Below are 22,867 nucleotides of genomic sequence, written 5' to 3'. Positions count from 1 at the left end.
ATTGGTGGATATCACGGAACCCCGACAGCAGAGATCGGCGGACTTTCCGGCCGGATTGGACCGCCGCGGATTCCTGAAGGCCGGCGGTCTCGCCATCGGCGGTATCAGCCTCGCGTCGCTGATCGCCGCGTGCGGACCCGAGGGCAGCGGCGGCGGTGGGTCGGGCGGTTCGAAGCTCACCCTGCGCATTCCGTTCCTGGCCGACATGCAGGTTCCCGACCCGGACATCATGTACGAGGGCGAAGGCGTCCAGGTCATGGAATCCGCCTACGAGGGACTTGTCCGCTACAAGCCGGGCACCTCGGAGTTCCTTCCGGGGCTGGCGAAGTCATGGACGCTCTCGCCGGACCAGCTGACGTACACCTTCAAGCTGCAGCCCGACGTGAAGTTCCACGACGGCACCCCCGCGGACGCGAAGTCGTGGCAGAAGACCTTCGAGCGGCGCGCCAAGATCGCCCAGGGCCCCGCCTACATGGTCGCGGGAGTGGCCAGGACCGCGGCGCCCGACCCCACCACGTTCGTGGTGACGCTGAAGTCGCCGAACAACGCGTTCCTGCACTACCTGGCCTGCCCGTGGCAACCGCTGGCGACGAGTCCCACCGCGGTGACGAAGCACGCCGTCGGCGGCGACCTCGCGCAGGGGTGGCTGAAGACGCATGACGCGGGCACCGGGCCGTACATCTTCAAGGAGTTCGTGCCGGGCAGCCATTACACGCTTGAGGCATTTCCGGGCTACTGGGGTGAGAAGCCCGCGTTCAAGACCATTCATATAGCGATCACGCCGAGCATCGCGACTCAGAAACTGCAGCTCGACGCGGGTGCGTTCGACATGGTGACCAAGGGCTTCGCGGTCCGGGACGTGCTGCAGTACGAGAAGAACGCGCAGTTCAGAGTCGTCAACTCCTTCGGCGGTGTGGGGGAGGCGATCTGGCTGAACCCGACGTCCGGTGTCTTCGCCGACAAGGCACTGCGCAGGGCCGTGCTCACCGCCCTGGACCGCAAGACGATCGTCGACACGGCGTGGAGCGGCCTCACCACTGTCCAGAAGGGGCTGTTCCCGGAGCGCACGCTCTCCTCGAGGCTGGCGCCGTTCCCGGCCGAGGTGGACACCGCCCCGCTCAAGGCGCTGGCACCGAGCCTGAAGGGGAAGAAGATCGATCTGGCCTGGGGTGCCGACGGCGGCGCGCCGCGGCAGCAGATGGCCGAGCTCGTCCAGACCCAGCTGGCCGCGCTGGGCCTCGACGTCACCGTCCGCGAGATGCCGACGTCGGAGGAGTTCGACCTGCCCAACCAGCCGCCGGGCAAGCGCCCGGACATCCTGGTCTCCTTCCTCGGCGGGGACGCGCTGCACCTCGACACCACCCTGCGGATCCTGCTGCGCACCGGTGCCAAGCCGCTGAACTTCTTCCAGTACTCGAACCCGAAACTCGACAAGCTGATGGATGTGGCGATCAAGCAGCCGACGACCGGGACGATGGAAGCGGTCTATGCGGCCTGCAGCAAGATCATCCTCGACGAGGCGGTCTGGATCCCGCTGTGCATCACGCCGAACTCCACGGTCGCGCACGCCTACGTGACCGGGATCGAGGACAACTCCTTCTACCCGGCGATCTTCTGGCCACAGGCCTTGAAGCGGGTCTGACCACACCCCGGTCAGGTCGTGCGGACCTGACCGGGGACCGCCCCTCGAAACGCCAGCGCAATCGGCTGACAATCGGACGGACTCTCCCAGGTGACGGCAGTGTCCTTACGTAGGCCGGGTGGACATTGCTATGCGTGGAGACCGGCGCGGATCCCTTCCCGAGGTGTTGATCAGCTCGTGGATGTGGCATCTGACGCGGTGGGACGGGCTTTTTCTCGGAACGTACCTGGTGACTCACCTGGGCGGGCGTCCGATCGCCAACCAGCTTGCCGGGTTCGCGATGTTCTCGCCCATGGTGCTCGGGGCCTACGTCGCGTCCAGAACGCGACGCGACGTGGACCCGCGCCGGCTGGTGCTGTTCACCGAACTCGCGTTGCTGCCGATCTCGGCGGTGATGATCGCGGTCGTGAGCACCGGCGCCGACCGGATCTGGATGGTGTACCCGTTCGAACTCCTCTACGGGTTCGGCGGCATGGTGAACATGACCGCGCAGCGAGAGCTGCTGTTCCGCATCGCCGGGCCCAAGCGCTCCCATCGTGCGCTCAGCGCGGAGATGGCGGGCCTGGCGAGCGCGACGATGCTCGGCCCGCTGATCGGCGGCGTCACCATCGGAGTGTTCGGCCTCGGCGCCGCGTTCGCTGTTCCCACCGTCCTGCTGGCCTGCTCCGCCGCGCTGCTGTGGCGCGCTACCCGTGGGATGCCGGCCGACGCGCCCACGACGGGCGGGCCGGGCTCCGCGCCTGCCGCCGCGCCGGTCCGGACGGGTTGGCAGCTGCTGCGGCGCTCGCCGGCGCTCAGGGTGATCCTCGCGGTGACGGTGATCTGCAACCTCTGCTACTTCGCGTTCCTGCCCCTGGTCCCGGTCATCGCGAAAGGCCTGGGCGCGGGGGCGACGATGGCCGGGGTGCTCGGCTCGGCCGCCGGAACGGTCCAGCTGGTGACGGCGGCGGCGCTGGTCGTCCGGCCGGCCCGGCGGCCGGGCGCCGCCTACGCGCTCGCCGTGGCGCTCTGCCTGTGCTGCCTGGGTTTGTTGTCCTACGCCCCGGCGGTGTCGGTGGCCCTGCTCGTTCTCGGCGTGGCAGGGGTCGGTCAGGCCTTCTTCGGCACGATGCAGGCGACCCTGTCGGTGGGCGCCGTCGACCCGCAGGAACGCACCGCGGCGCTCGGCCTGCTGAGCACCACGATCGGCATCGCGTTGCCGTCCGGCATGGTGATCCTCGGCGTTTCGGCCAGCCTGCTCGGTACCCGGCCGGCGATGCTCGTGTCGGCCCTGGTGGGGCTTGCGGCGCTCACGACAACGCTGCTGGGCAACCGGCAGCTGATGCGGCCGCCCACGGAGGCCAGGCCGGCCACGGCAACTCCGGAGACGGTGAGTCCGGACGCTTGACCGTCGGGCCCGTCCCGATCGAGTCCGGCGGCCCGTTATCTGGATGGAGTCCGGCGGACCGCTCCTCACAGGGAGTCCGGCGGACCGCTCCCCATCGAGCGCCATGTCGGTGACGTGGAATCCCAGGCGCACGTCGTCCCGCCGCGGAGAGCCTCGGGTCATCGGCACCGCGCGTCCGGGCGGCTGCCGCACGGATCGCGGACCGTCCTCGCCGACGCCGGCGTCGAAACCCCACGGCGCGGGGTCAACTGGTCGGCAGGGAACGGACGATGTCGTCACTCACGGACGGCGACAGCGTCGCCGATGCCCGCGCATCACGCGATCGCCGTACGACGCCCGACGTGGTGGGCGAGCCGCACACTGGCCAGCAGGACGACGGCGATGAGTCCGAAGAGCCCCGCCATCCCGATCCGCATGCCCAGCACGGCGCAGCCGACGGTCCCGGCGAGGACGCCGATGCCGGCCGAGATGCGGAATTTCGCCAGGCCGGCCGAGGAGTCGCCGACCTGCGCGACCACCAGCACGGGAAGGCTCGCGGTGGCCCCGGCGAGGCTGACGCCGAACAGCACTGACATCGCAAGGTAGACCGTCAGATCGGAGGTGACGGCGAGCACGGTCGCGCATACCGCGCCCAGCGCGAACGCGGTGATGAGCACGGTGACGACTCCGACGCGCCGGATGAGGCGGTAGGCCACGGTGAGGACGGCGATCTCGGAACCGGACATGAGCGCGATCGCGAGCGCGATCGTGACGGTGGAGTACTGGCGTGCCGCGCCCGCGAGCGGGAGAGCGGTGAACAGCACGCCGCCGCGGAGGAATTCACCGTTCATGGCGAGCACGAGAGCGGCGCCGCCGGTCGACCTGCCGAACCGGGGCAGGCCGAGCCGCGGTCGGGGCATGCCGGGCGGCGGTGCCAGGCTCGGCAGCGCGGAGGCGAGCGCGGCGGCGACCGCCAGCGCGCAGCCCCCGGTGACGACGAACGCGATCCGATAGCCGGCTTCGCCGCTGATCAGCCCGGCGAGCAGCAGCCCGCCGGGCGATCCGACCGCACCGCCGAAGAGGAACGCGGCGTTGAACCGCCCCACGGCGCGGGCGGTGTCCCCGGCTGCCGGGCGCACTCGTACGGCCGCCTGCAGGCCGGCGCCGAGCATCATCCCGCCGCCGAAGCCCTGCACGACCCGGGACGACATCAACAGCACGTCGTCGTGCGCCAGTCCCATCCCGACGGACGACATGCCGAACAGGGACAGCCCGATGGTGAGGGCGACCCTGGCGTCCAGGCCGGGGACCAGCCTGGTGCCGAACACGTCGATGAGGATGACGCCCACGGCCGAGGTCAGCATGAAGACGCCGATGTACACGCTGCTCCCCGAGAGCTCGCGGCCGAACAACACCTCCAGCGGAGCGGTGAGGCTCATCGTCACTCCGCCGGCCGCCATCAAGGGCAGAAACCATCGCGCCCGACGCGTCCATACGGCACCACGTTCGGCGTACTCCGTCGATAGTCCCACCGGCCACCTCCCGACGTTGGGCAGTGGGTGCACCGACGGTTCGACGCCCCAGAGATCCGCCTGCGCCAGGAGACCGCGCCGACATGACCCCGGCGATTCGTTCCGGTTCTGGAGGTATTGCGCGGGCGCGTCGCGGTGGGAGTGAGCCGGACACCGGCGTAATGACCAGTGCCGGCTTCCGACACACGGCGAAACATCTCATGGTGGAGGCCGGTGGCGGGGGGCTGTACCTCAACGTCACCCCTCTCGACCGCCGCACCACCGCGGAGATCGCCGACGGGCTGGTTCCCGAACTCCAGGCCCAGGGCCTGTCCCGCACCCGCTACGACGACCCGTACCGGTGCGGCACCCCGCGCGTCTGCTCAGCGGGCCGCCGGGCGAGCAGTTCGTAGGACCGCAGGCGGGCGGTGTGATCGCCTACGAAGTCGCAGATCATCAGCTCCTGAGCCCCGCTCTCGGCGGAGATCAGCGCGAGCTGCTCGTGTACCCGCTCCGGTGACCCGGACAGGTGGCGCGGCCAGTGACCCGGTTCGGCGGTCACCGGTGCCGGGACGTGGCCGAGCTGGGCGAGCGCCTGCGCGGGGGTCGGCAGTGGCAGGTCGACGGCCCGGTCGCGGTCCGCGACACGCCGGGCGTGCAGTTCGGCTCCCGCGCGCAGCAGGTCGGCCTCTTCGTCGGTCGGCGCGCAGACGGCGCTGACGGCGAGCATCGTGTACGGCACCGCCCCGTCGGAGGACGGGCGGAACGCCGCGCGGTAGACCGACAGCACCGACGGCGCGTCCCGCGGATTGAGGAACGCGGCGAAGCAGTACCGCATGCCGAGTTGACCGGCCAGGACGGCGCTCTCGGCACTGGACCCGAGCAGCCATGGCTGTGGCCCGCCCGCGACGCCCGGGGAGAGCGGATACGCGGCATAGGGGTGCTCCGGCGGGAAGTCGTGCGAGAGCCACGCCAGCAGCTCGGCCAACTGCTCCCGGTACGCCATCAGCGCGGTCGCCGCGGCCAGCGGGGCGAACATGGGGTCGTCGTCGTAGTCGTCCGCGCCACCCAGGGCCGCCTCCACCGGCGGCGGGCTGCTGCCCCGCCCCACTCCCAGGTCGATGCGGCCGGGGAACAGGGAGTGCAGCACGCGGAAGGTGTCGGCCACTTTGTAGGGACGGTACTTGTCGATCAGCACCGCCCCCGAGCCGACGCGGATCCGCGAGGTCAGCGTGGCCAGGTGCGCGACCAGCACCTCGGGTGCCGACCCCGCGTTGCGGTGGCCGATGCCGTGGTGCTCGGCGACCCAGTACCGTTCGTACCCCGCTCGCTCCGCGACCGAGATCAGCGCCGCGCTCTGCCGGAAGGCGTCCGTGCCCGTCCCGCCGGGCGGGACGGGCGACATGTCCAGGATCGAGTAACGCAATCAGAACTCGCGCAAGGTGTCGCGCAGGTGCGACGTCGTGTACTGCGTGCGGGTGAGCCCGCGACGCTGCAGCGCGGGAATGAGTCCTTCGCAGATCTCGGTGATGTACTGCTTGCTGACCCGCATGTACGGGGCGCTGATCAGGAAGCCGTCTCCGCCGCCCATCGCCTCGTTGGCCTCCCCCATCTGCTCGGCGACCTGATCGGGCGTGCCGACCAGCTCGATGCTGTCCGATGTCCCGCCGTTGTCCATGACGAGCTGGCGCAGCGTCTTGTTGCTGCCCCACTGGGCGAACTTGTCCAGCGAGCCCCGCTCACCGTTGGTCTCCAGACGGGGGAGCGGCTTGTCGAGGTCGAACTGGGAGAAGTCGATGTCGGTGACGGACGACAGGCCGGCCAGCGACTGCATGATCGCGTCGGGATCGGAGTCCATGCGCTGCTTCTTCGCACGCGCTTCCTCCTCGGTCTCGCCGAGGACGGGGCCGATCACGAACAGCACCTTGATGTCGTCGGGATTGCGACCTTGCGCCGCGGCCCGGGCCCTTACGTCGTCCCGGTAGGCCTTCATCCCCTCCACCCCGTTGGCCACGGCGATGATCGAGTCGGCGGACTTGGCGGCGAACTGCCTGCCGCGCGGCGACCCGCCCGCCTGGACGAAGACAGGACGGCCCTGCGGGGAGCGCACCGTGTTCAGCGGACCGCGGGACTTGTAGTACTTGCCCGAGAAATTGATCGGGCGGACCTTCTTGAAGTCCGCGTACGTGTTGGTCTCCCGGTCGCGGACCACCGCGTCCGGCTCCCACGAGTCCCAGAGCTTGCACACCAGGTCGACGTACTCGTCCGCCTTGTCGTAGCGCAGGTCGTGCTCGGTGAGCTTGTCCATGCCGAAGTTCTGCGCCGAGCCGTCCTCGCCCGAGGTGACGATGTTCCAGCCGAAGCGCCCCTCGGCGATGCTGTCCAGCGTCGAGCAGAGCCGGGCGAGCATGAAGGGCGGGTAGAAGGTCGTCGACATCGTCGCGACCACGCCCATCCTGCTGGTGGCCGCCGACATGATCGCGGCCAGCGGCGCCGGGTCGCCCTTGGGCGCCATGCTGGCGTACTTCAGGTACGCCTCGGAGGTGCCACCGTACGCCTCGGACACCATGAGCGTGTCCTCGATCATGATGTAGTCGAAGCAGGCCCGCTCCATCGCCTGGGCCATCTCGATGTAGAACTTCCCGTTCCACGGCATGCCGTCGTTGCCGAACGGCGTGTTCCACTCGTTCGTCGTGAAGTTCATGAACCAGCCCATGTGGAACTGCTTGCCGGCCATGTCAGAACTCCCGCAGGTGATCGCGCAGCATGGTGGTCGTGTACTCCTGCCGGGTGCGGCCCAGTTTCTGCAGTTCGGGTATCAGGCCGTCGGTGATCTCGGTGACGTAGCGGCGGTTGAGCCGCATCACCGGGCTGGTGATGAGGAACCCGTCGCCGCCGACCTCGTCCATCACCGCGGCCATCTCCGCGGCGACATCGGCGGGCGTGCCGGTGAACTGGACGTTGCCGCTCAGGCCGCTGCCGGTGACCAGCTCGCGCAGCGTCTTGTCCTTGCCGCGGGAGACAAAGCTGTTCAGCGCGCCGCGTTCGCCGTTCGTCCACACTTCCGGCAGCGGCTTGTCGAGGTCGAACTGGGCGAAGTCGATCTCGGTGATGGACGAGATCTCGGCCAGCATGTACTCGATGTAGCGCGGGTCGTTGAACCACCGCTCCCGCTTCGCGAGTGCCTCCTGAGTCGTGTCGGCGACGATCGGGGCGACGATGTAGAGGACCTTGCAGTGCGCGGGGTCGCGGCCGTTGGCGCGCATCCGGGCGTGGATGTCGTCGCGGTACGCCTTCATCGCCTCGACGCCGTCCGACGGGGCGACGATCGTGTCGGCGTGCTGCGCCGCGAGCTCGCGTCCGGGCGGTGACGCGCCGGCCTGGGCGATCGAGGGGCGGTGCTGCGGGGACGGCGCGGTGTTCAGCGGCCCGCGCGACCTGAAGTACTTGCCTTCGAAGTCGATCGTGTGGACCTTGGTGTGGTCGGCGTACGTACCGGTCGCGTAGTCGCGCACGATCGCGTCCGGCTCCCACGACTCCCAGAGCCTGCTGACGAGCTCGAGGTACTCGCTGGCGCGGACGTAGCGCTCGTCGTGCTCGTAGAGCTTGTCGAGGCCGAAGTTCTGCGCGGCCCGGTCCTCGCCCGACGTCACGACGTTCCAGCCGAACCGTCCCTTGGTGATGTGGTCGATGGTGCTGGACAGCCGGGCCAGCAGGAACGGGGGGTAGAAGCTGGTCGACATCGTCGGGATGACACCCAGCCGGCTTGTGGCATTGCCCATCAGCAGGGCGAGCGGAACCGGGTCGTGCTTGGGGTTCACCCCGTGCTTGAGGTCGTGCTCCATCGTGCCGCCGAAAGCCGTCGACACCATCAGCTTGTCCTCGATCAGCACATAGTCGAACTTGGCCCGCTCCAGATCCCTGGCCATCTCGACGTAGAAGTCACCGGTGAAGTCCCGTCCGCCGTCGCCCCAGTTCCCGTTCCATTCGTCCGCGACGAAGTTCAGGAACCATCCCAGATGAAACTTGCCTGCCATGCCTGGCCTTCCTCTCGACGGTCTCCTGTCGAGAGAAGCAGCGGGCCGTTACCTCGGAATGTCTGCCCGGGTACCCCCGGCATTGCGCTGCCGCGGCCATCCCGGGCCACCGGTGGCCGGCCCGCGCGAGGGCGTCCCACCTGCGGGCGAGCGGGTCGCCGTGGCGGTGGCCTCGGTGCCGGCGGCACGCGGGCGGCAGGCGAGGGCCGAGGGGGCAGGGCTCTCGGTTCCGCCGCTTCCAGGGCCGCCAGGGGCAGGTGCCCCGAAAAGAGCCGGGTCGCCGCTGTCACCGTCCGTTCGATGAGTTTCGCTGTCGCGGCCGGTCCCATCTCACGACGGGACGTGTGAGAAGCAGTGACGGACGTGTGAGAAGCAGAAAGGACTACCGGATGACTGACAAGACCCTCGACCTCGGACCGCAGGCCCGGATCGTGGCGCGGCTCGCGGACGGCGTGAGCGACGAGCAGCTCGCGGACACGACGCCCTGCCCGGACTACGCGGTGCGCGCCCTGCTCGGGCACCTCGTCGGCCTGGCCGTCGCCTTCCGCGACGCCGGCCGCAAGAACCTGGGCGCCACGACGGACACCAGCCCGACCGCCGCCGTGCCGGACATCGGGCCCGGCTGGCGCGAGGAACTCCCCAAGGCGCTCGACGAGCTCGCCGACGCCTGGCGCGACCCCGCCGCGTGGACCGGCATGACCCGCGCGGGCGGCGTCGACCTGCCGGGTGCGGTGGCCGCCGCCGTCGCGACCGACGAGCTGGTCATCCACGGCTGGGACCTGGCCCGGGCCACCGGCCGGCCGTACGCCCCCGACCCGGACGCACTGCGGACGTCGTACGGCTTCCTGCTCGCGGCAGCCGAGGACCCGAGCCGCAGCGCCATCTTCGGCCCCGTCGTCCCCGTCCCGGCCGACGCCCCGCTGCTGGACCGGGCGGTGGGACTGAGCGGGCGGGACCCGGGCTGGTCGGCGAGGCCTTAGGGGTCCTCTCACCCGAGCGACCGGGCGGGCACAGTGAAAGGACCCCTTAGTCAGGTGACGAGGCCGTTGCCGGATGGCGACGCCGTAATCCGGAGGCGTGCGGCCGGGCGCGACCGTACGCTCTCCGGATGCCTCCCGCCCTCACCCTCACCGTCCTCGGCACCGCTTCCCCGCACCCCGGGCCGGACCAGCCCTGCTCCGGTTATCTGGTGCGCGGCCAAGGCGCCGAGGTATGGGTGGACGCCGGCCCCGGGAGCTTCGCGGAGTTGCAGCGGCACACGGATCCGGCGAGGCTGAGCGCGGTCTGGATCTCGCACCTGCACGCCGATCACATCGCCGATCTTCTCTCGGCCGTGTACGCGCTCGCCTACGGTGGCCTCACCCCGCCCGCCCCCCTCCCGGTCTACGCCCCGGCCGACTGCGCCCAGCGCCTGGCCGGGTTCTTCGGGCGGACCGAGACCGACTTCCTCGGCGACGTCCTCGACTTCCGCTCCCTGTACGACGGCCACACCGTCCGGCGCGGTGACCTCACCCTCACCGCCCGCGCGGTCAGGCACGACGTCGAGGCCTACGGACTGCGGGCCGAGACCGGCGGGAGGGTCCTCGCGTACTCCGGGGACAGCGGGCCCTGCGCCGCGCTCACCGCCCTCGCCGAGGACGCCGACCTGTTCCTGTGCGAGGCCGACATCGATGCGCATCGCGAAGGCGAACAGGTTCATCTGACCCCCGAGGACGCCGGAGAGGCGGCCCGGGCGGCCGGTGTGCGGCGGCTGCTGGTCACACACGTCGGGCCCACGCTCACCCCGGTGGCGGCCACCGCCCGGGCCGCCGCCGTCTTCGGCGGGGAGACGGCCGCCGCGCGCGTGGGCGCGACCACCGTCGTCTGAGCGCTCTTTGCCGAAACCCCACCTTCCGTTGTCGGAAGCATTGACGAAACACGGTGTCCCTCCTACCTTCAACGGGTCGTACTTCGTACGTCATATATGAGACGCGATATGTGAGATCCGATCCACGAGATCCGAGAGGCGCGCATGACCTCTGTGCCCACGCCGATCCCCTCCCGCACGCAGTACGTGCTGGAAGGGATCAAACACCGCATCCTCACCGGGCAGTTGACGCCAGGTCAGGCCCTCGTCGAGACCGAACTCGCCGCACAGTTCGGGGTGTCCAAGACCCCGGTGCGCGAGGCGCTCAAGACGCTGGCCGGTACCGGGCTCGTCGTGATGAACCAGTACAAGGGCGTCACGGTGCGCATGGTGGACGCGGACATGGCGCGCGAGGTCTACGACGTGCGGCTGCTCCTGGAGCCCGAGGCGCTGAAGCGGGCGGTGCGGCGAGGGGCCTCCCTCGACGCCGCGCGCGACGCGCTGACCCGGGCCGACGACGCCACGGACACCGCCGAACGCTCCCTCGCCAACCGGGAGTTCCACCGCGCCCTGTACCTGCCGTGCGGCAACCCGCTGCTCGGCCGGATGCTCGACGAGGTCCGCGACCAGGCGGCCCTGGTCTCCGCCGTCGCCTGGGCGGCCTCGCCGTCCTGGGAGCGCGAGGCCGGTGAGCACCGGGAGATCCTGCGGCTCGCCCTGGCCGGTGACGCCGACGGAGCCGGACGAGCCCTGCACGCGCACATCGCGTCCTTCGTCGAACGGGCCTTCCCGCAAGCGGAGTCCGAGGCCCAGGGAGAGGACGGTCAGGCATGACAACGACGTTCGAGACCCAGCGGGCGGCCCTGGCCGACGTGGTGGCGATCCCGGTGACACCCTTCACCGAGGACGGCTCCGTCGACCGGGACACCCACCGGGCCCTGCTGCGTCGTCTGCTCGACGGCGGGGTCAGGACCCTGACCCCGAACGGCAACACCGGCGAGTTCTACGCCCTGACACCCCAGGAGCGGCAGCTCGTCACGGAGCTGACCGTCGAAGAGGCGGGGGAGCGGGCCGTCGTCCTGGTCGGCGTCGGCCATGACATCCCCACCGCGATCGCCTCCGCGCGGCACGCCCGCGACCTCGGGGCGCAGATGGTCATGGTGCACCAGCCGGTCCACCCGTACGTCTCGCAGAGCGGCTGGGTCGACTACCACCGGGCCATCGCCGAGGCGGTGCCCGAGCTGGGCGTCGTCCCGTACATCCGCAACGCGCAGCTGCACGGCGTCCGGCTCGCCGAACTCGCCGACGCCTGCCCCAACGTGATCGGCGTGAAGTACGCGGTCCCCGACGCGGCCAGGTTCGCGGCGTTCGCCCGCGACGCCGGCCTCGACCGGTTCGTGTGGGTCGCCGGTCTCGCCGAGCCGTACGCACCCTCGTACTTCTCCGCGGGCGCCACCGGCTTCACCTCGGGACTGGTGAACGTCGCCCCGTCCGTCTCGCTGAACATGATCGAAGCGCTTCGATCCGGTGACTACCCGGCCGCCATGAAGGTCTGGGAGCAGATCCGCCGCTTCGAGGAACTCCGCGCGGCCAATGGCTCCGCGAACAACGTCACCGTCGTCAAGGAGGCCCTCGCCTCCCTCGGCCTGTGCCGCCGTGACGTCCGCCCGCCGAGCAGTCTGCTGTCCGAGGACGTGCGGGCCGAAGTCGCCGCCATAGCCTCCGGATGGTCGATGTGAACGAGACGAACGAGACGAACGAGCCGATCAGAAAGCGCCCCGAAGAGCTCAGAAGCCATCAGTGGTACGGCACCGAGGGCCTGCGTTCCTTCAGTCACCGCGCCCGTACCCGCCAGCTCGGCTACCTCCCCGAGGAGCACCTGGGCAAGCCGGTCATCGCGATCCTCAACACCTGGTCGGACATCAACCCCTGCCACGTCCACCTGCGCGACCGTGCGCAGGCCGTGAAGCGCGGGGTGTGGCAGGCCGGGGGCTTCCCTCTCGAGTTCCCGGTCTCCACGCTCAGCGAGACCTTCCAGAAGCCGACCCCGATGCTCTACCGCAACATGCTCGCGATGGAGACCGAGGAACTGCTGCGGTCGTACCCGGTCGACGGGGCCGTGCTGATGGGCGGCTGCGACAAGTCCACGCCCGCCCTGCTGATGGGGGCCGCGAGCGTCGACCTGCCGGCCGTCTTCGTGCCCGCCGGGCCCATGCTGCCGGGCCACTGGCGCAACGAGGTCCTCGGCTCCGGCACCGACATGTGGAAGTACTGGGACGACAAGCGCGCCGGCCTCATCGGTGACTGCGAGATGACCGAGCTGGAGAGCGGCCTGGCCCGTTCGCCCGGTCACTGCATGACGATGGGTACGGCGTCCACGCTGACCGCCGCCGCGGAAGCCCTCGGGGTGACTGTGCCGGGTGCCTCCAGCATCCCGGCCGTCGACTCCGGGCACGACCGGATGGCCGCGAAGGCCGGCCTGACGATCGTCGACCTCGTCCACAAGGACCGGAAGCTCTCGAGCATCCTCACCGCGGACGCCTTCGAGGACGCCGTCACCACGGTCCTCGGCCTGGGCGGCTCCACCAACGCGGTGATCCACCTGATCGCGATGGCGGGCCGGGCGGGTGTCAGGCTCACGCTCGACGACTTCGACCGCATCGCCCGCACGGTCCCGGTGCTGGCCAACGTACGGCCCGGCGGACAGACGTACCTGATGGAGGACTTCCACTTCGCGGGCGGTCTGCCCGGGTTCCTCTCCCGGATCCCGGACCTGCTCCACCTGGACCGGCCGACCGTCTCGTACGACACGATGCGTGAGCAGATCACCGGCGCGCAGGTGCACAACGACGACGTCATCCGGCCCCGGGACAACCCCGTGGCGAGCGAGGGCGGGGTGGCCGTCCTGCGCGGCAACCTCTGTCCGGACGGCGCGGTCATCAAGCACATCGCCGCCGAGCCGCACCTGCTCAAGCACACCGGGCCCGCGGTCGTCTTCGACGACTACCGGACGATGCAGCGCACCATCAACGACCCGGCGCTGAACATCACCGCCGAGAGCGTGCTGGTGCTGCGCAACGCCGGACCCAAGGGCGGCCCGGGCATGCCGGAGTACGGGATGCTGCCCATCCCCGACCACCTGCTCAAGCAGGGCGTGCGGGACATGGTCCGCATCTCCGACGCCCGGATGAGCGGCACGAGTTACGGCGCCTGTGTGCTGCACGTGGCCCCCGAGTCGTACATCGGCGGACCGCTCGCCCTGGTCCGCACCGGGGACAGCATCACCCTCGACGTCGAGGCGCGCAGCCTTCAACTCCACGTGGACGACGAGGAGTTGGAGCGGCGCCGGGCCCAGTGGACGCCGCCGCCCGTGCGGTACGAGCGCGGTTACGGCGCGCTCTACAACGAGCAGATCACGCAGGCCGACACCGGCTGCGACTTCGAGTTCCTGGCCCGTCCGGGCAAGGTGCAGGACCCGTACGCCGGCTGATCGGCCGCAGCACGAAACCGGCACGCCCGCACGACCGCGCACCCCGCCCCACCGCGCACCCCGCCCCACCGCGGCCCCCGCACCACCGCGGCCCCCGCACCACCGCGCACGCCCCGCACCACCGTGCACAACCCCGCAGCCCCCGCACGACCTGGCACTTTGCCGCACAGAGAGAAAGCGCTTCCCGCACGACGCAAGCACCCGGTACGACGCCGTACCAGAACGGAGAACAGTCATGGCCCAAGCCGCAGCCGTGGCGAAACCGCCCGCGCCACCCCGGCGGCGCCGTGCCTCCGCCACACCGCGCAGACTGCCGTACCTGCTGATCGCCCCGGCGGCCCTGCTCATGCTGGGCTTCATCGCCTACCCGGTGATCAGCGTCTTCTACTACAGCCTGCAGAACTACAACCCCACCAAGCCGTGGCGGAACGGCTACGCAGGCTTCGACAACTTCGTCCACGCCTTCACCGACGACCCGGTGTTCTGGGACACGCTGACCTTCAGCGCCAAGTGGGTCGTCGTCGAGGTCGGGCTGCAGCTGCTGTTCGGTCTGGCGCTGGCGCTGATCGTCAACCAGAGCTTCGTCGGGCGGGGGCTGGGCCGCGCGATGGTCTTCTCCCCGTGGGCCGTCTCCGGCGTGCTGACCTCCGCGATCTGGGTGCTGCTCTACAACTCCCAGACGGGCATCACCCGTTACCTCGCGGACATGGGCATCGGCAGCTACGGCACCAGCTGGCTGTCGGACACCTCCACCGTGTTCCCGGCGGCGGTCGTCGCCGACCTGTGGCGCGGTGTCCCCTTCTTCGCGATCCTCATCCTCGCCGACCTGCAGTCCGTCTCGAAGGACCTGTACGAGGCCGCCGAGGTCGACGGGGCCAGCCGGATCAAGCAGTTCTGGCACATCACGCTGCCCCATCTGAAGGACGCGATCATCCTGTCCACGCTGCTGCGCGCGGTGTGGGAGTTCAACAACGTCGACCTGCTCTACACACTGACCGGCGGCGGCCCGGCGGGGGAGACCACCACCCTCCCGCTCTACATCGCCAACACCAGCGTCGACGCCCACAACTTCGGCTACGCGTCCGCCCTGACCACGGTCGCGTTCGTGATCCTGCTCTTCTGCTCGATGGTCTATCTGCGGCTGAGCAAGTTCGGAAAAGAGGCCAAGTGATCACCAAGGAGGCAACCCAGCCGGCACCCGCCCCCGCGCCGGTGCTCCCCGACCCCCCGCGGCCCCGCAAGGCCGGCCGCAACTGGGACGAGGTCCCGCGCTGGCAGGTCTATCTGCCCCTGTCGATCTACCTCGTCTTCACCGTGATCCCGTTCTACTGGATCCTGCTCTTCGCGCTCCGCCCGGCCGGCTCGACCTCGCTCGTGCCCTGGCCGATGACCTTCGAGCACTTCGAGAAGGTCTGGACGGACCGTGCCTTCGGCACCTACTTCCAGAACAGCCTGCTCGTCGGTGTCGCCACCCTGGTGATGACGACCCTGGTGGCGCTCGCCGGCGGTTACGCGCTGGCCCGGTTCAACTTCAAGATCAAGCAGGGCTTCATGCTGGCCCTGCTGTGCTCCCAGTTCGTGCCGGGCGCGCTGCTGCTGGTCCCGCTGTTCGAGATCTTCGCCAAGCTGCAGATGATCAACTCGCTGGGCAGCGTCATCATCGCGGAGACGGTCTTCCAGCTGCCGCTGTCGATCATCCTGATCAGCAACTTCATCAAGAACGTGCCGTACTCGCTGGAGGAGGCGGCCTGGGTCGACGGCTGCAACCGGTTCACCGCGTTCCGGATCGTCGTGCTGCCGCTGCTGCGGCCCGGTCTGATCGCCGTCGGTTCCTTCGCCTTCGTGCACTCCTGGAACCACTTCCTGTTCGCCCTGATGTTCCTCAACAACCAGAGCAAGCAGACCATCCCGGTCGGCCTGAACACCCTGATGAGCGCGGACAGCGTCGACCTCGGCGCGCTCGCCGCGGGCGGCATCATCGCGGCCGTCCCGGTCGTGATCGTGTTCGCCTTCATCCAGAAGTGGCTGATCACCGGCTTCAGTGCGGGGGCGGTGAAGGGGTGATGATGAAAAGGGTTCTGCAACTCACGGCGGCCGGCGGCCTGTTGGCCGTACTGAGCACGCCTGCGGGCGCCGGCACCCGCGACATCAGCCGCGACACCCTGCCCGCGAACGACGGCTGGGCCTCCTACGGCACCGGCACCACCGGAGGCGCGGCCGCCGACGACGCCCACGTGTACACGGTCACCGACCGGGCCGGCCTGGTCCGCGCTCTCGACGGCGGCAGCGACACCCCGAAGATCATCAAGATCGCCGGGACCATCGACGCCAACACCGACGACGACGGCGATCGCCTGGACTGCGCCGACTACGCCACCGGCGGCTACAGCCTGAAGAAGTACCTGGCCGCCTACGACCCCCGCACCTGGGGTTCGGCACCACCCAGCGGCCCGCAGGAGGAGGCCCGCCAGGCGTCGGCGGCCAGGCAGGCCGAGCGGGTCGTCCTGCCCGTCGGCTCCAACACCACGATCGTCGGCCTCGGCTCCAGGGCCGTCCTCAAGGGCGGCAGCCTCCAGGTCACCGACGCGGACAACGTGATCGTCCGCAACCTCGAACTGCGCGACGCCTACGACTGCTTCCCGGTCTGGCAGCCCAACAAGGGCGGCCTCGGCGACTGGAAGACGGCGTACGACACCCTCTGGGTGCGCGGCTCCACCCACGTCTGGGTCGACCACATCACGGCCTCCGACAAGGGCCATCCGGACGAGAAGGAACCCACCTACTTCGGCCGCAACTACCTGCGCCACGACGGTCTGCTGGACATCACCAACGGTTCCGACCTGGTCACCGTCTCCTGGAGCCGGTTCGCCGACCACGACAAGGCGATGCTGATCGGCAACAGCGACACGGCCACCGGCGACAGCGGCAAGCTCCGGGTCACCCTGCACCACAACGAGTTCGAGTCCGTCGTGCAGCGCGCCCCGCGCGTCCGCTTCGGCCAGGTGCACGTCTACAACAACCGGTACGTCGTCCCGGAGGACGTCCACGACTACCGCTACTCCATCGGTGTGTCCACCGAGTCGGCGATCCGCGCCGAGAACAACGCCTTCACCACCCCCGGGTACGTCGAGGCCGCCGACCTGGTCAAGAGCTGGAACGGCACCGCCCTGCACACGAGCGGCAACGTGTTCAACGGCTATCCGGTGGATCTCCTGACCATCTACGACGCCTACAACTCGGCCAGTGAGCGCGACCTCACGGCGGACGTGGGCTGGACACCTACCCTGCACACAAAGATCGACAACGCCGCCACGGCCGACCGAGAGGTGGCACGCGGCGCGGGCGCCGGGAGGATTCCGTGACCGAGATGAACGTTCCGATCGTCCTCGCGGGCGCACGTGGCCACGGCCGCTGGCACCTCGACAACATCCGCAGGCTCCAGGACAAGGGCATCGTCAGGCTGGCGGGGATCTGCGAGCTGAGCCCGCTGACCGCGGACGAGATCCCCGAGGGCCTCGGCACGCCCGAGCAGTCCGCCGACTTCGGCGCCCTCCTCGACTCCACCGGCGCCCGGATCGCGGTGATCTGCACCCCGATCCACACCCACACCGACCTGGCGTTGACCGCCGCCGCCAAGGGCGTGCACCTGCTGCTGGAGAAGCCGCCCGCGCCCTCGTACGCCGAGTACCGCCGGATGGCCGACGGGGTCGCCGCGGCCGGTGTGGCCTGCCAGATCGGCTTCCAGTCGCTGGGCTCGCACGCGGTGCCCGCGATCCGCCGGTTGATCGACGAGGGCGCCATCGGTGAGATCGCCGGGATCGGCGGCGCCGGCGCCTGGGCCCGACCCGAGTCGTACTACCGGCGTGCCCCCTGGGCGGGCAAGCGGCGGCTGAACGGGGTCGACGTGATCGACGGGGCGCTCACCAACCCCCTCGCGCACGCCGTCGCCACCGCCCTCGCGCTGGCCGGCGCCCCGCGTGCCGAGGACGTCACCACGATCGAGACCGAGCTGGTGCACGCCAACGACATCGAGTCCGACGACACCTCGTGCGTCCGCGTCACCACCGCGGAGGGCCTGCCGGTGACCGTCGCCGCCACCCTGTGCGCGGAGGACCCCGACGAACCGTACGTCGTCGTCCACGGCAGCCGCGGCCGGATCACCTTCTGGTACAAGCAGGACCGCGTCCTGCTCCAGCGCGCCGACCACGGCCCCGAGGAGTACGAGTACGGCCGCACCGACCTGCTCGAGAACCTCGTCGACCACCTCACCGACGGCACCGGACTGGTGGTCACGCCGGAGGCGACCGGCTCCTTCATGAAGGTCGTCGAGGCGATCCGCGAGGCCCCCGACCCGGAACCGCTGCCGGAAGGCGTCTGGCAGCTGCTCCCCGGCGAGCAGCGCCGGGTGGTGCCCGGCATCGACGGACTGGTCGCGGCCGCCGCGGACTCCCTCGCCCTCTACTCGGAGCTGGGCGCCCCCTGGGCCCCGGCGAAAGAGGTGAGTACCTGATGACCACGAACGACTCCCCGGTGCTGCGCGTCGCGGGCCGCCCGGTCGGCCGGTACGTCACCCGGCCCGAGCTGCCCGCCCGGCTCTCCCCGCGCCCGTACCTGCACCCCGTCACCACCCTGGCCGGCACGGCGGTCACCGAACTCAGCCCCGCCGACCACACCCACCACCTCGGCGTCGGTGTCGCCGTTCCCGACGTCGAGGGGACCAACTTCTGGGGCGGCCGCACCTACGTCCGCGACCAGGGCCCGACCGAGCTCGACAACCACGGCGCCCAGCGCCACACCACGTTCCAGCTGCGCGACCCCGACGGCTTCGTGGAGGAGCTGCGCTGGGTCGCCGCGGGAGCCGAGCTGCTGCGCGAGCGCCGCACGGTCGCGGCCACCGAACTCACCGACACGGCCTGGGCGTTGGACTTCACCTTCTCCCTCACCAACGTCACCCCGAACCCGCTGTCCATCGGCAGCCCGGCGACCAACGGGCGCCCCGGCGCGGCCTACGGCGGCTTCTTCTGGCGGGCCCGCAAGGAGCGGGAGACCCCGCAGGTCTTCACCGCCGGCACCGAGGGCGAGGCCGAGGTCCACGGCACCCGCGCCGACTGGCTCGCCCTGGCCGGTTCCACCTGGACCCTGGTCTTCGCCGGCGCCACCGACCGGACCCGCCGCGACCCCTGGTTCGTGCGCACCGCCGAGTACCCGGGCGTCGGCTCCTCGCTGGCGTACGACGAGCGGCTGCCGATCCCGCCCGGCGACACGGTCGTACGGCGGATCGTCACCGTGGTCGCGGACGGCCGCCTGGACCGGGACGCGTCGGCGGCCCTGGTCAGAAAGGCGGTCAGCCAGTGACGTACCGCAATCCGGTCCTCGACGCCGACTGGTCCGACCCGGACGTGATCCGCGTCGGCGACGACTTCTACCTCACCGCCTCCAGCTTCGGCCGCGCCCCCGGCCTGCCGCTGCTGCACTCCCGCGACCTGGTCAACTGGACCCTGATCGGCCACGCCCTCGAACGGCTGGAACCGGCGAGCGAGTTCCGAACTCCCCGCCATGACTGCGGAGTCTGGGCCCCCTCCCTGCGTCATCACGACGACCGCTTCTGGATCTTCTGGGGCGATCCCGACCAGGGCATCTTCCAGATCAACGCGCCCGACGTCCGCGGCCCGTGGACCCGCCCGCACCTGGTGAAGGAGGGCAAGGGCCTGATCGACCCGTGCCCCCTGTGGGACGACGAGAGCGGCGAGGCCTACCTCGTGCACGCCTGGGCCAAGTCCCGCTCCGGCATCAAGAACCGCCTCACCGGCCACCGGATGCACTCTGACGGCACGTCACTTCTCGACGAGGGCAAGGTGATCGTCGACGGGGACCGCATTCCCGGCTGGTTCACCCTCGAAGGACCCAAGCTCTACCGGCACGACGGCTGGTTCTGGATCTTCGCCCCCGCCGGGAGCGTGGAGACCGGCTGGCAGGGCGCCTTCCGCTCGCGCGGTTTCTTCGGGCCGTACGAGGAGAAGATCGTCCTGGAACAGAAGGACACCGACGTCAACGGCCCCCACCAGGGCGGTTGGGTGCGCACCCCGTCCGGCGAGGACTGGTTCCTGCACTTGCAGCAGCGCGGCGCCTACGGGCGTGTAGTCCACCTCCAGCCGATGTACTGGGGTGCGGACGGCTGGCCGGTGCTCGGCGACGACGGCGCCCCCGTCGCCGTACACGACAAGCCCGACCTCCCGCCGCAGCCGGCCGCCGCCCCCGCCACCGACGACGACTTCCCCGGCGGACGCTTCGGCCGCCAGTGGTCGTGGACCGCCAACCCCCAGGACGGCTGGGCCACCCACCACTCCGGTGACGGCCTCAGGCTCTCCTGCGTCCGCTCGGCCGACGCGCACGACCTGCGCAAACTGCCGAACGTCCTCACCCAGCGGCTGCCGGGCACCCCGGCCGCCGTCGAGGTGGACCTGACCCTGCACGGCGAGGAGCCGGGAGCGCGGGCCGGACTCGCGGTCCTCGGAGACGCTTTCAGCTGGATCGGACTCCAGCGCGGCGCCGACGGCACGGTCCACCTCGTCCACCGGTTCGCCGAAGCCGTCGCGGAGAAGGAACGCGACGCCGACCACCCGCGCCTCGCGCCCGAGGCCCGGGCCCGGCTCCGCATCGAGATCGGCGCGGGAGCACGCTGCCGCTTCTTCCACGACGTCGGCGAGGGCTTCAAGCCGTCGGGTCCCGTCTTCGCCGCCACGCCCTGGCGCTGGGTGGGCGCTCTGCTCGGCCTGTTCGCCCTCGCCCCCACCGGACCGGGCCACGCCGGCGCGGCGAGCTTCGAGACGTTCCGGATCACCCCTCTCTGACCCGTCGACCCCCGTCACCGCACGACACCCGTACGCCTTTGGGAGCCGCAATGACGCACCTCCATGGCAAGCGCTTGCCGAGCCTTGGTACCGGCAGAGTCCTGGCCACCGTCGTGGGCCTGGTCGCCGCCCTCGCCCTCGGGGCGATCGGGGAGGCGAGGGCCGCGCCCGCCTTCCAGCCCCGGACGGTGGCCGCGGAGCAGCCCCGGACGGTGACCGCGGAGCAGCCCCGGACGGTGACCGCGGAGCAGCCCCCGACCGTGGCCGCGGACCGCTGGACCGACCGGCCGCACGGTTTCGCCTCCCTCGACGGCGGCACCACCGGCGGTGCCGGCGGCAAGGTCGTGACGGTCACCGACCAGGCCGCGCTCGCGCGGTACGCGGCGGCCGAGGAGCCGTACGTCATCCGGGTGGCGGGCTCGATCGCCGTCGAGCCGTTCGGCTCGGACATCGTCGTGGCCTCGGACAAGACCGTCATCGGCGTGGGCGACACCGGTGAGATCGTGCACGGGGAACTCCATCTGAACCCCGGCACCCACAACGTGATCATCCGCAATCTGACGATCCGGGACTCGGCGATCGCGGGCAACTGGGACTGCAAGGACACCGACTTCGACGGCATCCAGATGGACACCGTCCACCACGTGTGGGTCGACCACAACCGCTTCTCGAACATCTGCGACGGGCAGCTGGACGTCCGCAAGGACAGCGACTACGTGACCGTCTCGTACAACCGGTTCGAGAACAACAACAAGACCTTCGGCCTCGGTTGGACGACCAACGTCAAGACGCAGATCACGATCGACCACAACTGGTTCGCGCACACCAAACAGCGCAACCCCTCGGTCGACAACGCCGCCTACGCGCACCTCTACAACAACTACCTGACCGCCCAGGTCGACCCCGGCGATCCGGTGTGGACGTACGGCAACTGGTCGCGCGGCAGAACCAAGATGGTCATCGAGAACAGCTACTACCAGGACGTCCAGCACCCTTACCAGGCCGACGCCACCGCGGAGCTGGTGCAACGCGGATCGATCCTGAAGAACACGACCGGCCGGCACGACGAGTGGGGCACCGCCTTCGACCCGCGGGACTTCTACGCCTACCGGCTGGATCCGGCGGCCGCCGTCCCGGCGCTGGTCCGGCGGTTCTCCGGGCCGCAGCAGCGGATCGGGGTGACCCTGCACGTCCCGGCCGCCTACCCCACCGTGCAGGCCGCCGTGGACGCCGTGCCGGACCAGAACTCCGAGACGGTGACGATCGCCGTCGCGCCGGGCACGTACCGCGCGAAGGTCTACATCCCCGCGACCAAGCCGGACATCGTGCTGCGGGGGACCGGACACGACCGGTCCGACACCGTCATCGTCCACGACACGCCCGCCGAGTACGGCGGTTCGACGGGGAGCGCGACCGTGCGGATCGCGGCGAACGACGTCACCGCCCGCAACCTCACCTTCAGCAACGACTTCGACGAGGCCGCGGTCGAGCTGAAGGGCGAGCAGGCCCTCGCCATGAAGACGACCGGTGACCGGATCGTCTTCGAGGACACCGCCTTCCTGGGCAACCAGGACACGCTGATGACCGACAGCCCCGAACTGGACGCGATCAGCCGGGTCTACATCCGCGACTCGTACATCGAGGGCGATGTCGACTTCGTCTACGGACGGGCGACCACCGTCATCGAGCGGTCCGTCATCCGCGCGCTGAACCGCGGCTCGGCCACCAACAACGGGTACGTCACGGCGGCTTCGACGTGGACGGGCAACCCGTACGGGTTCCTGATCACCCGGTCGAGGATCGTCAGCGACGCGCCCGCCGGGTCCTTCCACCTCGGCCGGCCCTGGCATCCGGGCGGTGAACCGTAGGCCGTCGCCCAGGTGCTGATCCGGGACACCGCACTGCCCGCCGCGATCAAGTCCTCCCCGTGGACCGACATGGGCGGCTTCTCGTGGCAGGAGGCGCGGTTCGCCGAGTACCGCAACTCCGGGCCGGGCGCGGCCGTGACCGCGGACCGGCCGCAGATGAGCGCTTCGGAGGCGAGATCGCACACCGTCGCCGACTACCTCAAGGGCACGGACAACTGGGCGCCGTACGCCCACTGAGTCCGGTGCCACACCTCAG

The 22,867-nt window shown here is 70.2% G+C and carries 18 protein-coding genes and 1 pseudogene; 15 read left to right on the top strand and 4 right to left on the bottom strand.

Translation table 11 applies throughout. The features are described 5' to 3' along the window. Positions 1-4: 4 nt before the first annotated feature. Together ACIBK3_RS00700 and ACIBK3_RS00695 are read left to right on the top strand one after the other, a co-directional pair. On the top strand, positions 5-1,642 hold the full coding sequence (locus ACIBK3_RS00700; protein ID WP_399360424.1) for an ABC transporter substrate-binding protein: 1,638 nt from the start codon (positions 5-7) through the stop codon (positions 1,640-1,642). A gap of 130 nt (positions 1,643-1,772) precedes the next feature. Next, a complete protein-coding gene (locus ACIBK3_RS00695) occupies positions 1,773-3,029 on the top strand; it encodes an MFS transporter (protein ID WP_399360422.1) in 1,257 nt (418 codons plus the stop codon). 314 nt (positions 3,030-3,343) lie between these two features. On the opposite strand, the gene ACIBK3_RS00690 is transcribed toward ACIBK3_RS00695, so the two are convergent. Then, complete coding sequence (locus ACIBK3_RS00690) at positions 3,344-4,447, bottom strand: MFS transporter (protein WP_399360420.1); 1,104 nt, start codon at positions 4,445-4,447, stop codon at positions 3,344-3,346. 254 nt (positions 4,448-4,701) lie between these two features. On the opposite strand from ACIBK3_RS00690, the gene ACIBK3_RS00685 reads away from it, so the two are divergent. Beyond that, positions 4,702-4,932 (top strand): hypothetical protein, encoded by a 231-nt coding sequence (locus tag ACIBK3_RS00685; protein WP_399360418.1) that lies wholly within the window; start codon positions 4,702-4,704, stop codon positions 4,930-4,932. On the opposite strand, the gene ACIBK3_RS00680 is transcribed toward ACIBK3_RS00685, so the two are convergent. Genes ACIBK3_RS00680 through ACIBK3_RS00670 form a run of 3 tightly spaced genes read right to left on the bottom strand, consistent with a single transcriptional unit; the run spans position 4,863 to position 8,556 of the window. Then, positions 4,863-5,924, bottom strand: a complete 1,062-nt coding sequence (locus ACIBK3_RS00680) for an MsnO8 family LLM class oxidoreductase (protein WP_399360416.1) — start codon at positions 5,922-5,924, stop codon at positions 4,863-4,865. The genes ACIBK3_RS00685 and ACIBK3_RS00680 overlap by 70 nt on opposite strands. Before the next feature lie 21 nt (positions 5,925-5,945). After that, a complete protein-coding gene (locus ACIBK3_RS00675; RefSeq protein ID WP_399360414.1) occupies positions 5,946-7,256 on the bottom strand; it encodes an NtaA/DmoA family FMN-dependent monooxygenase in 1,311 nt (436 codons plus the stop codon). 1 nt (position 7,257) lies between these two features. Further along, positions 7,258-8,556 (bottom strand): NtaA/DmoA family FMN-dependent monooxygenase, encoded by a 1,299-nt coding sequence (locus ACIBK3_RS00670; protein WP_399360412.1) that lies wholly within the window; start codon positions 8,554-8,556, stop codon positions 7,258-7,260. 389 nt (positions 8,557-8,945) lie between these two features. Here ACIBK3_RS00670 and ACIBK3_RS00665 point away from each other — a divergent pair, with 389 nt between their 5' ends. The 12 genes and pseudogenes from ACIBK3_RS00665 to ACIBK3_RS00610 all read left to right on the top strand — a co-directional run bounded on the left by ACIBK3_RS00665 (position 8,946) and on the right by ACIBK3_RS00610 (position 22,848). Continuing rightward, complete coding sequence (locus ACIBK3_RS00665; RefSeq protein ID WP_399360410.1) at positions 8,946-9,536, top strand: TIGR03086 family metal-binding protein; 591 nt, start codon at positions 8,946-8,948, stop codon at positions 9,534-9,536. A gap of 128 nt (positions 9,537-9,664) precedes the next feature. Continuing rightward, positions 9,665-10,423: an MBL fold metallo-hydrolase gene (locus tag ACIBK3_RS00660; RefSeq protein ID WP_399360408.1), complete on the top strand. Its 759-nt coding sequence runs from the start codon at positions 9,665-9,667 to the stop codon at positions 10,421-10,423. A gap of 144 nt (positions 10,424-10,567) precedes the next feature. Next, the gene (locus tag ACIBK3_RS00655) at positions 10,568-11,236 is read left to right on the top strand and encodes a GntR family transcriptional regulator (RefSeq protein WP_399360406.1); all 669 of its coding nucleotides are present in this window, start codon (positions 10,568-10,570) and stop codon (positions 11,234-11,236) included. After that, complete coding sequence (locus ACIBK3_RS00650) at positions 11,233-12,141, top strand: dihydrodipicolinate synthase family protein (RefSeq protein WP_399360404.1); 909 nt, start codon at positions 11,233-11,235, stop codon at positions 12,139-12,141. Before ACIBK3_RS00655 ends, ACIBK3_RS00650 begins: the two co-directional genes overlap by 4 nt. Then, complete coding sequence (araD, locus tag ACIBK3_RS00645) at positions 12,138-13,892, top strand: L-arabinonate dehydratase (RefSeq protein WP_399360402.1); 1,755 nt, start codon at positions 12,138-12,140, stop codon at positions 13,890-13,892. The genes ACIBK3_RS00650 and araD overlap by 4 nt, the downstream gene beginning before the upstream one ends. Positions 13,893-14,127: 235 nt before the next feature. Continuing rightward, a complete protein-coding gene (locus ACIBK3_RS00640) occupies positions 14,128-15,063 on the top strand; it encodes a carbohydrate ABC transporter permease (protein ID WP_399360400.1) in 936 nt (311 codons plus the stop codon). Beyond that, a complete protein-coding gene (locus tag ACIBK3_RS00635) occupies positions 15,060-15,956 on the top strand; it encodes a carbohydrate ABC transporter permease (protein ID WP_399360398.1) in 897 nt (298 codons plus the stop codon). The genes ACIBK3_RS00640 and ACIBK3_RS00635 overlap by 4 nt, the downstream gene beginning before the upstream one ends. Positions 15,957-15,958: 2 nt before the next feature. After that, positions 15,959-17,254 (top strand): polysaccharide lyase family 1 protein, encoded by a 1,296-nt coding sequence (locus tag ACIBK3_RS00630; RefSeq protein ID WP_399360396.1) that lies wholly within the window; start codon positions 15,959-15,961, stop codon positions 17,252-17,254. A 5-nt stretch (positions 17,255-17,259) separates the two neighbouring features. Then, positions 17,260-18,402, top strand: a complete 1,143-nt coding sequence (locus ACIBK3_RS00625; RefSeq protein WP_399362026.1) for a Gfo/Idh/MocA family protein — start codon at positions 17,260-17,262, stop codon at positions 18,400-18,402. Then, positions 18,402-19,247 carry a PmoA family protein gene (locus ACIBK3_RS00620; protein ID WP_399360394.1) on the top strand — a complete coding sequence of 282 codons (846 nt, stop codon included), beginning with the start codon at positions 18,402-18,404 and terminating at the stop codon, positions 19,245-19,247. Before ACIBK3_RS00625 ends, ACIBK3_RS00620 begins: the two co-directional genes overlap by 1 nt. Beyond that, positions 19,244-20,743 (top strand): family 43 glycosylhydrolase, encoded by a 1,500-nt coding sequence (locus tag ACIBK3_RS00615; RefSeq protein ID WP_399360392.1) that lies wholly within the window; start codon positions 19,244-19,246, stop codon positions 20,741-20,743. Before ACIBK3_RS00620 ends, ACIBK3_RS00615 begins: the two co-directional genes overlap by 4 nt. 50 nt (positions 20,744-20,793) lie before the next feature. After that, a pseudogene (locus ACIBK3_RS00610) lies at positions 20,794-22,848 on the top strand (pectinesterase family protein). The last annotated feature ends 19 nt before the right edge of the window (positions 22,849-22,867 follow it).

It is taken from the genome of Streptomyces sp. NPDC050287 (genome assembly GCF_044459385.1).
GTDB lineage: Bacteria > Actinomycetota > Actinomycetes > Streptomycetales > Streptomycetaceae > Streptomyces.
This window is presented reverse-complemented; position numbering and strand designations above follow the sequence as displayed.

Excerpts from the sequence above, each read along its gene's own strand:
- ACIBK3_RS00670 (WP_399360412.1), bottom strand. The coding sequence starts at position 8,556 with ATGGCAGGCAAGTTTCATCTGGGATGGTTCCTGAACTTCGTCGCGGAC.
- ACIBK3_RS00655 (WP_399360406.1), top strand. The coding sequence starts at position 10,568 with ATGACCTCTGTGCCCACGCCGATCCCCTCCCGCACGCAGTACGTGCTG.
- ACIBK3_RS00695 (WP_399360422.1), top strand. The coding sequence starts at position 1,773 with ATGCGTGGAGACCGGCGCGGATCCCTTCCCGAGGTGTTGATCAGCTCG.
- ACIBK3_RS00690 (WP_399360420.1), bottom strand. The coding sequence starts at position 4,447 with ATGAGCCTCACCGCTCCGCTGGAGGTGTTGTTCGGCCGCGAGCTCTCG.
- ACIBK3_RS00675 (WP_399360414.1), bottom strand. The coding sequence starts at position 7,256 with ATGGCCGGCAAGCAGTTCCACATGGGCTGGTTCATGAACTTCACGACG.
- ACIBK3_RS00625 (WP_399362026.1), top strand. The coding sequence starts at position 17,260 with ATGAACGTTCCGATCGTCCTCGCGGGCGCACGTGGCCACGGCCGCTGG.
- ACIBK3_RS00680 (WP_399360416.1), bottom strand. The coding sequence starts at position 5,924 with ATGTCGCCCGTCCCGCCCGGCGGGACGGGCACGGACGCCTTCCGGCAG.
- ACIBK3_RS00640 (WP_399360400.1), top strand. The coding sequence starts at position 14,128 with ATGGCCCAAGCCGCAGCCGTGGCGAAACCGCCCGCGCCACCCCGGCGG.
- ACIBK3_RS00620 (WP_399360394.1), top strand. The coding sequence starts at position 18,402 with ATGACCACGAACGACTCCCCGGTGCTGCGCGTCGCGGGCCGCCCGGTC.
- ACIBK3_RS00665 (WP_399360410.1), top strand. The coding sequence starts at position 8,946 with ATGACTGACAAGACCCTCGACCTCGGACCGCAGGCCCGGATCGTGGCG.
- ACIBK3_RS00685 (WP_399360418.1), top strand. The coding sequence starts at position 4,702 with ATGACCAGTGCCGGCTTCCGACACACGGCGAAACATCTCATGGTGGAG.
- ACIBK3_RS00630 (WP_399360396.1), top strand. The coding sequence starts at position 15,959 with ATGAAAAGGGTTCTGCAACTCACGGCGGCCGGCGGCCTGTTGGCCGTA.
- ACIBK3_RS00650 (WP_399360404.1), top strand. The coding sequence starts at position 11,233 with ATGACAACGACGTTCGAGACCCAGCGGGCGGCCCTGGCCGACGTGGTG.
- ACIBK3_RS00660 (WP_399360408.1), top strand. The coding sequence starts at position 9,665 with ATGCCTCCCGCCCTCACCCTCACCGTCCTCGGCACCGCTTCCCCGCAC.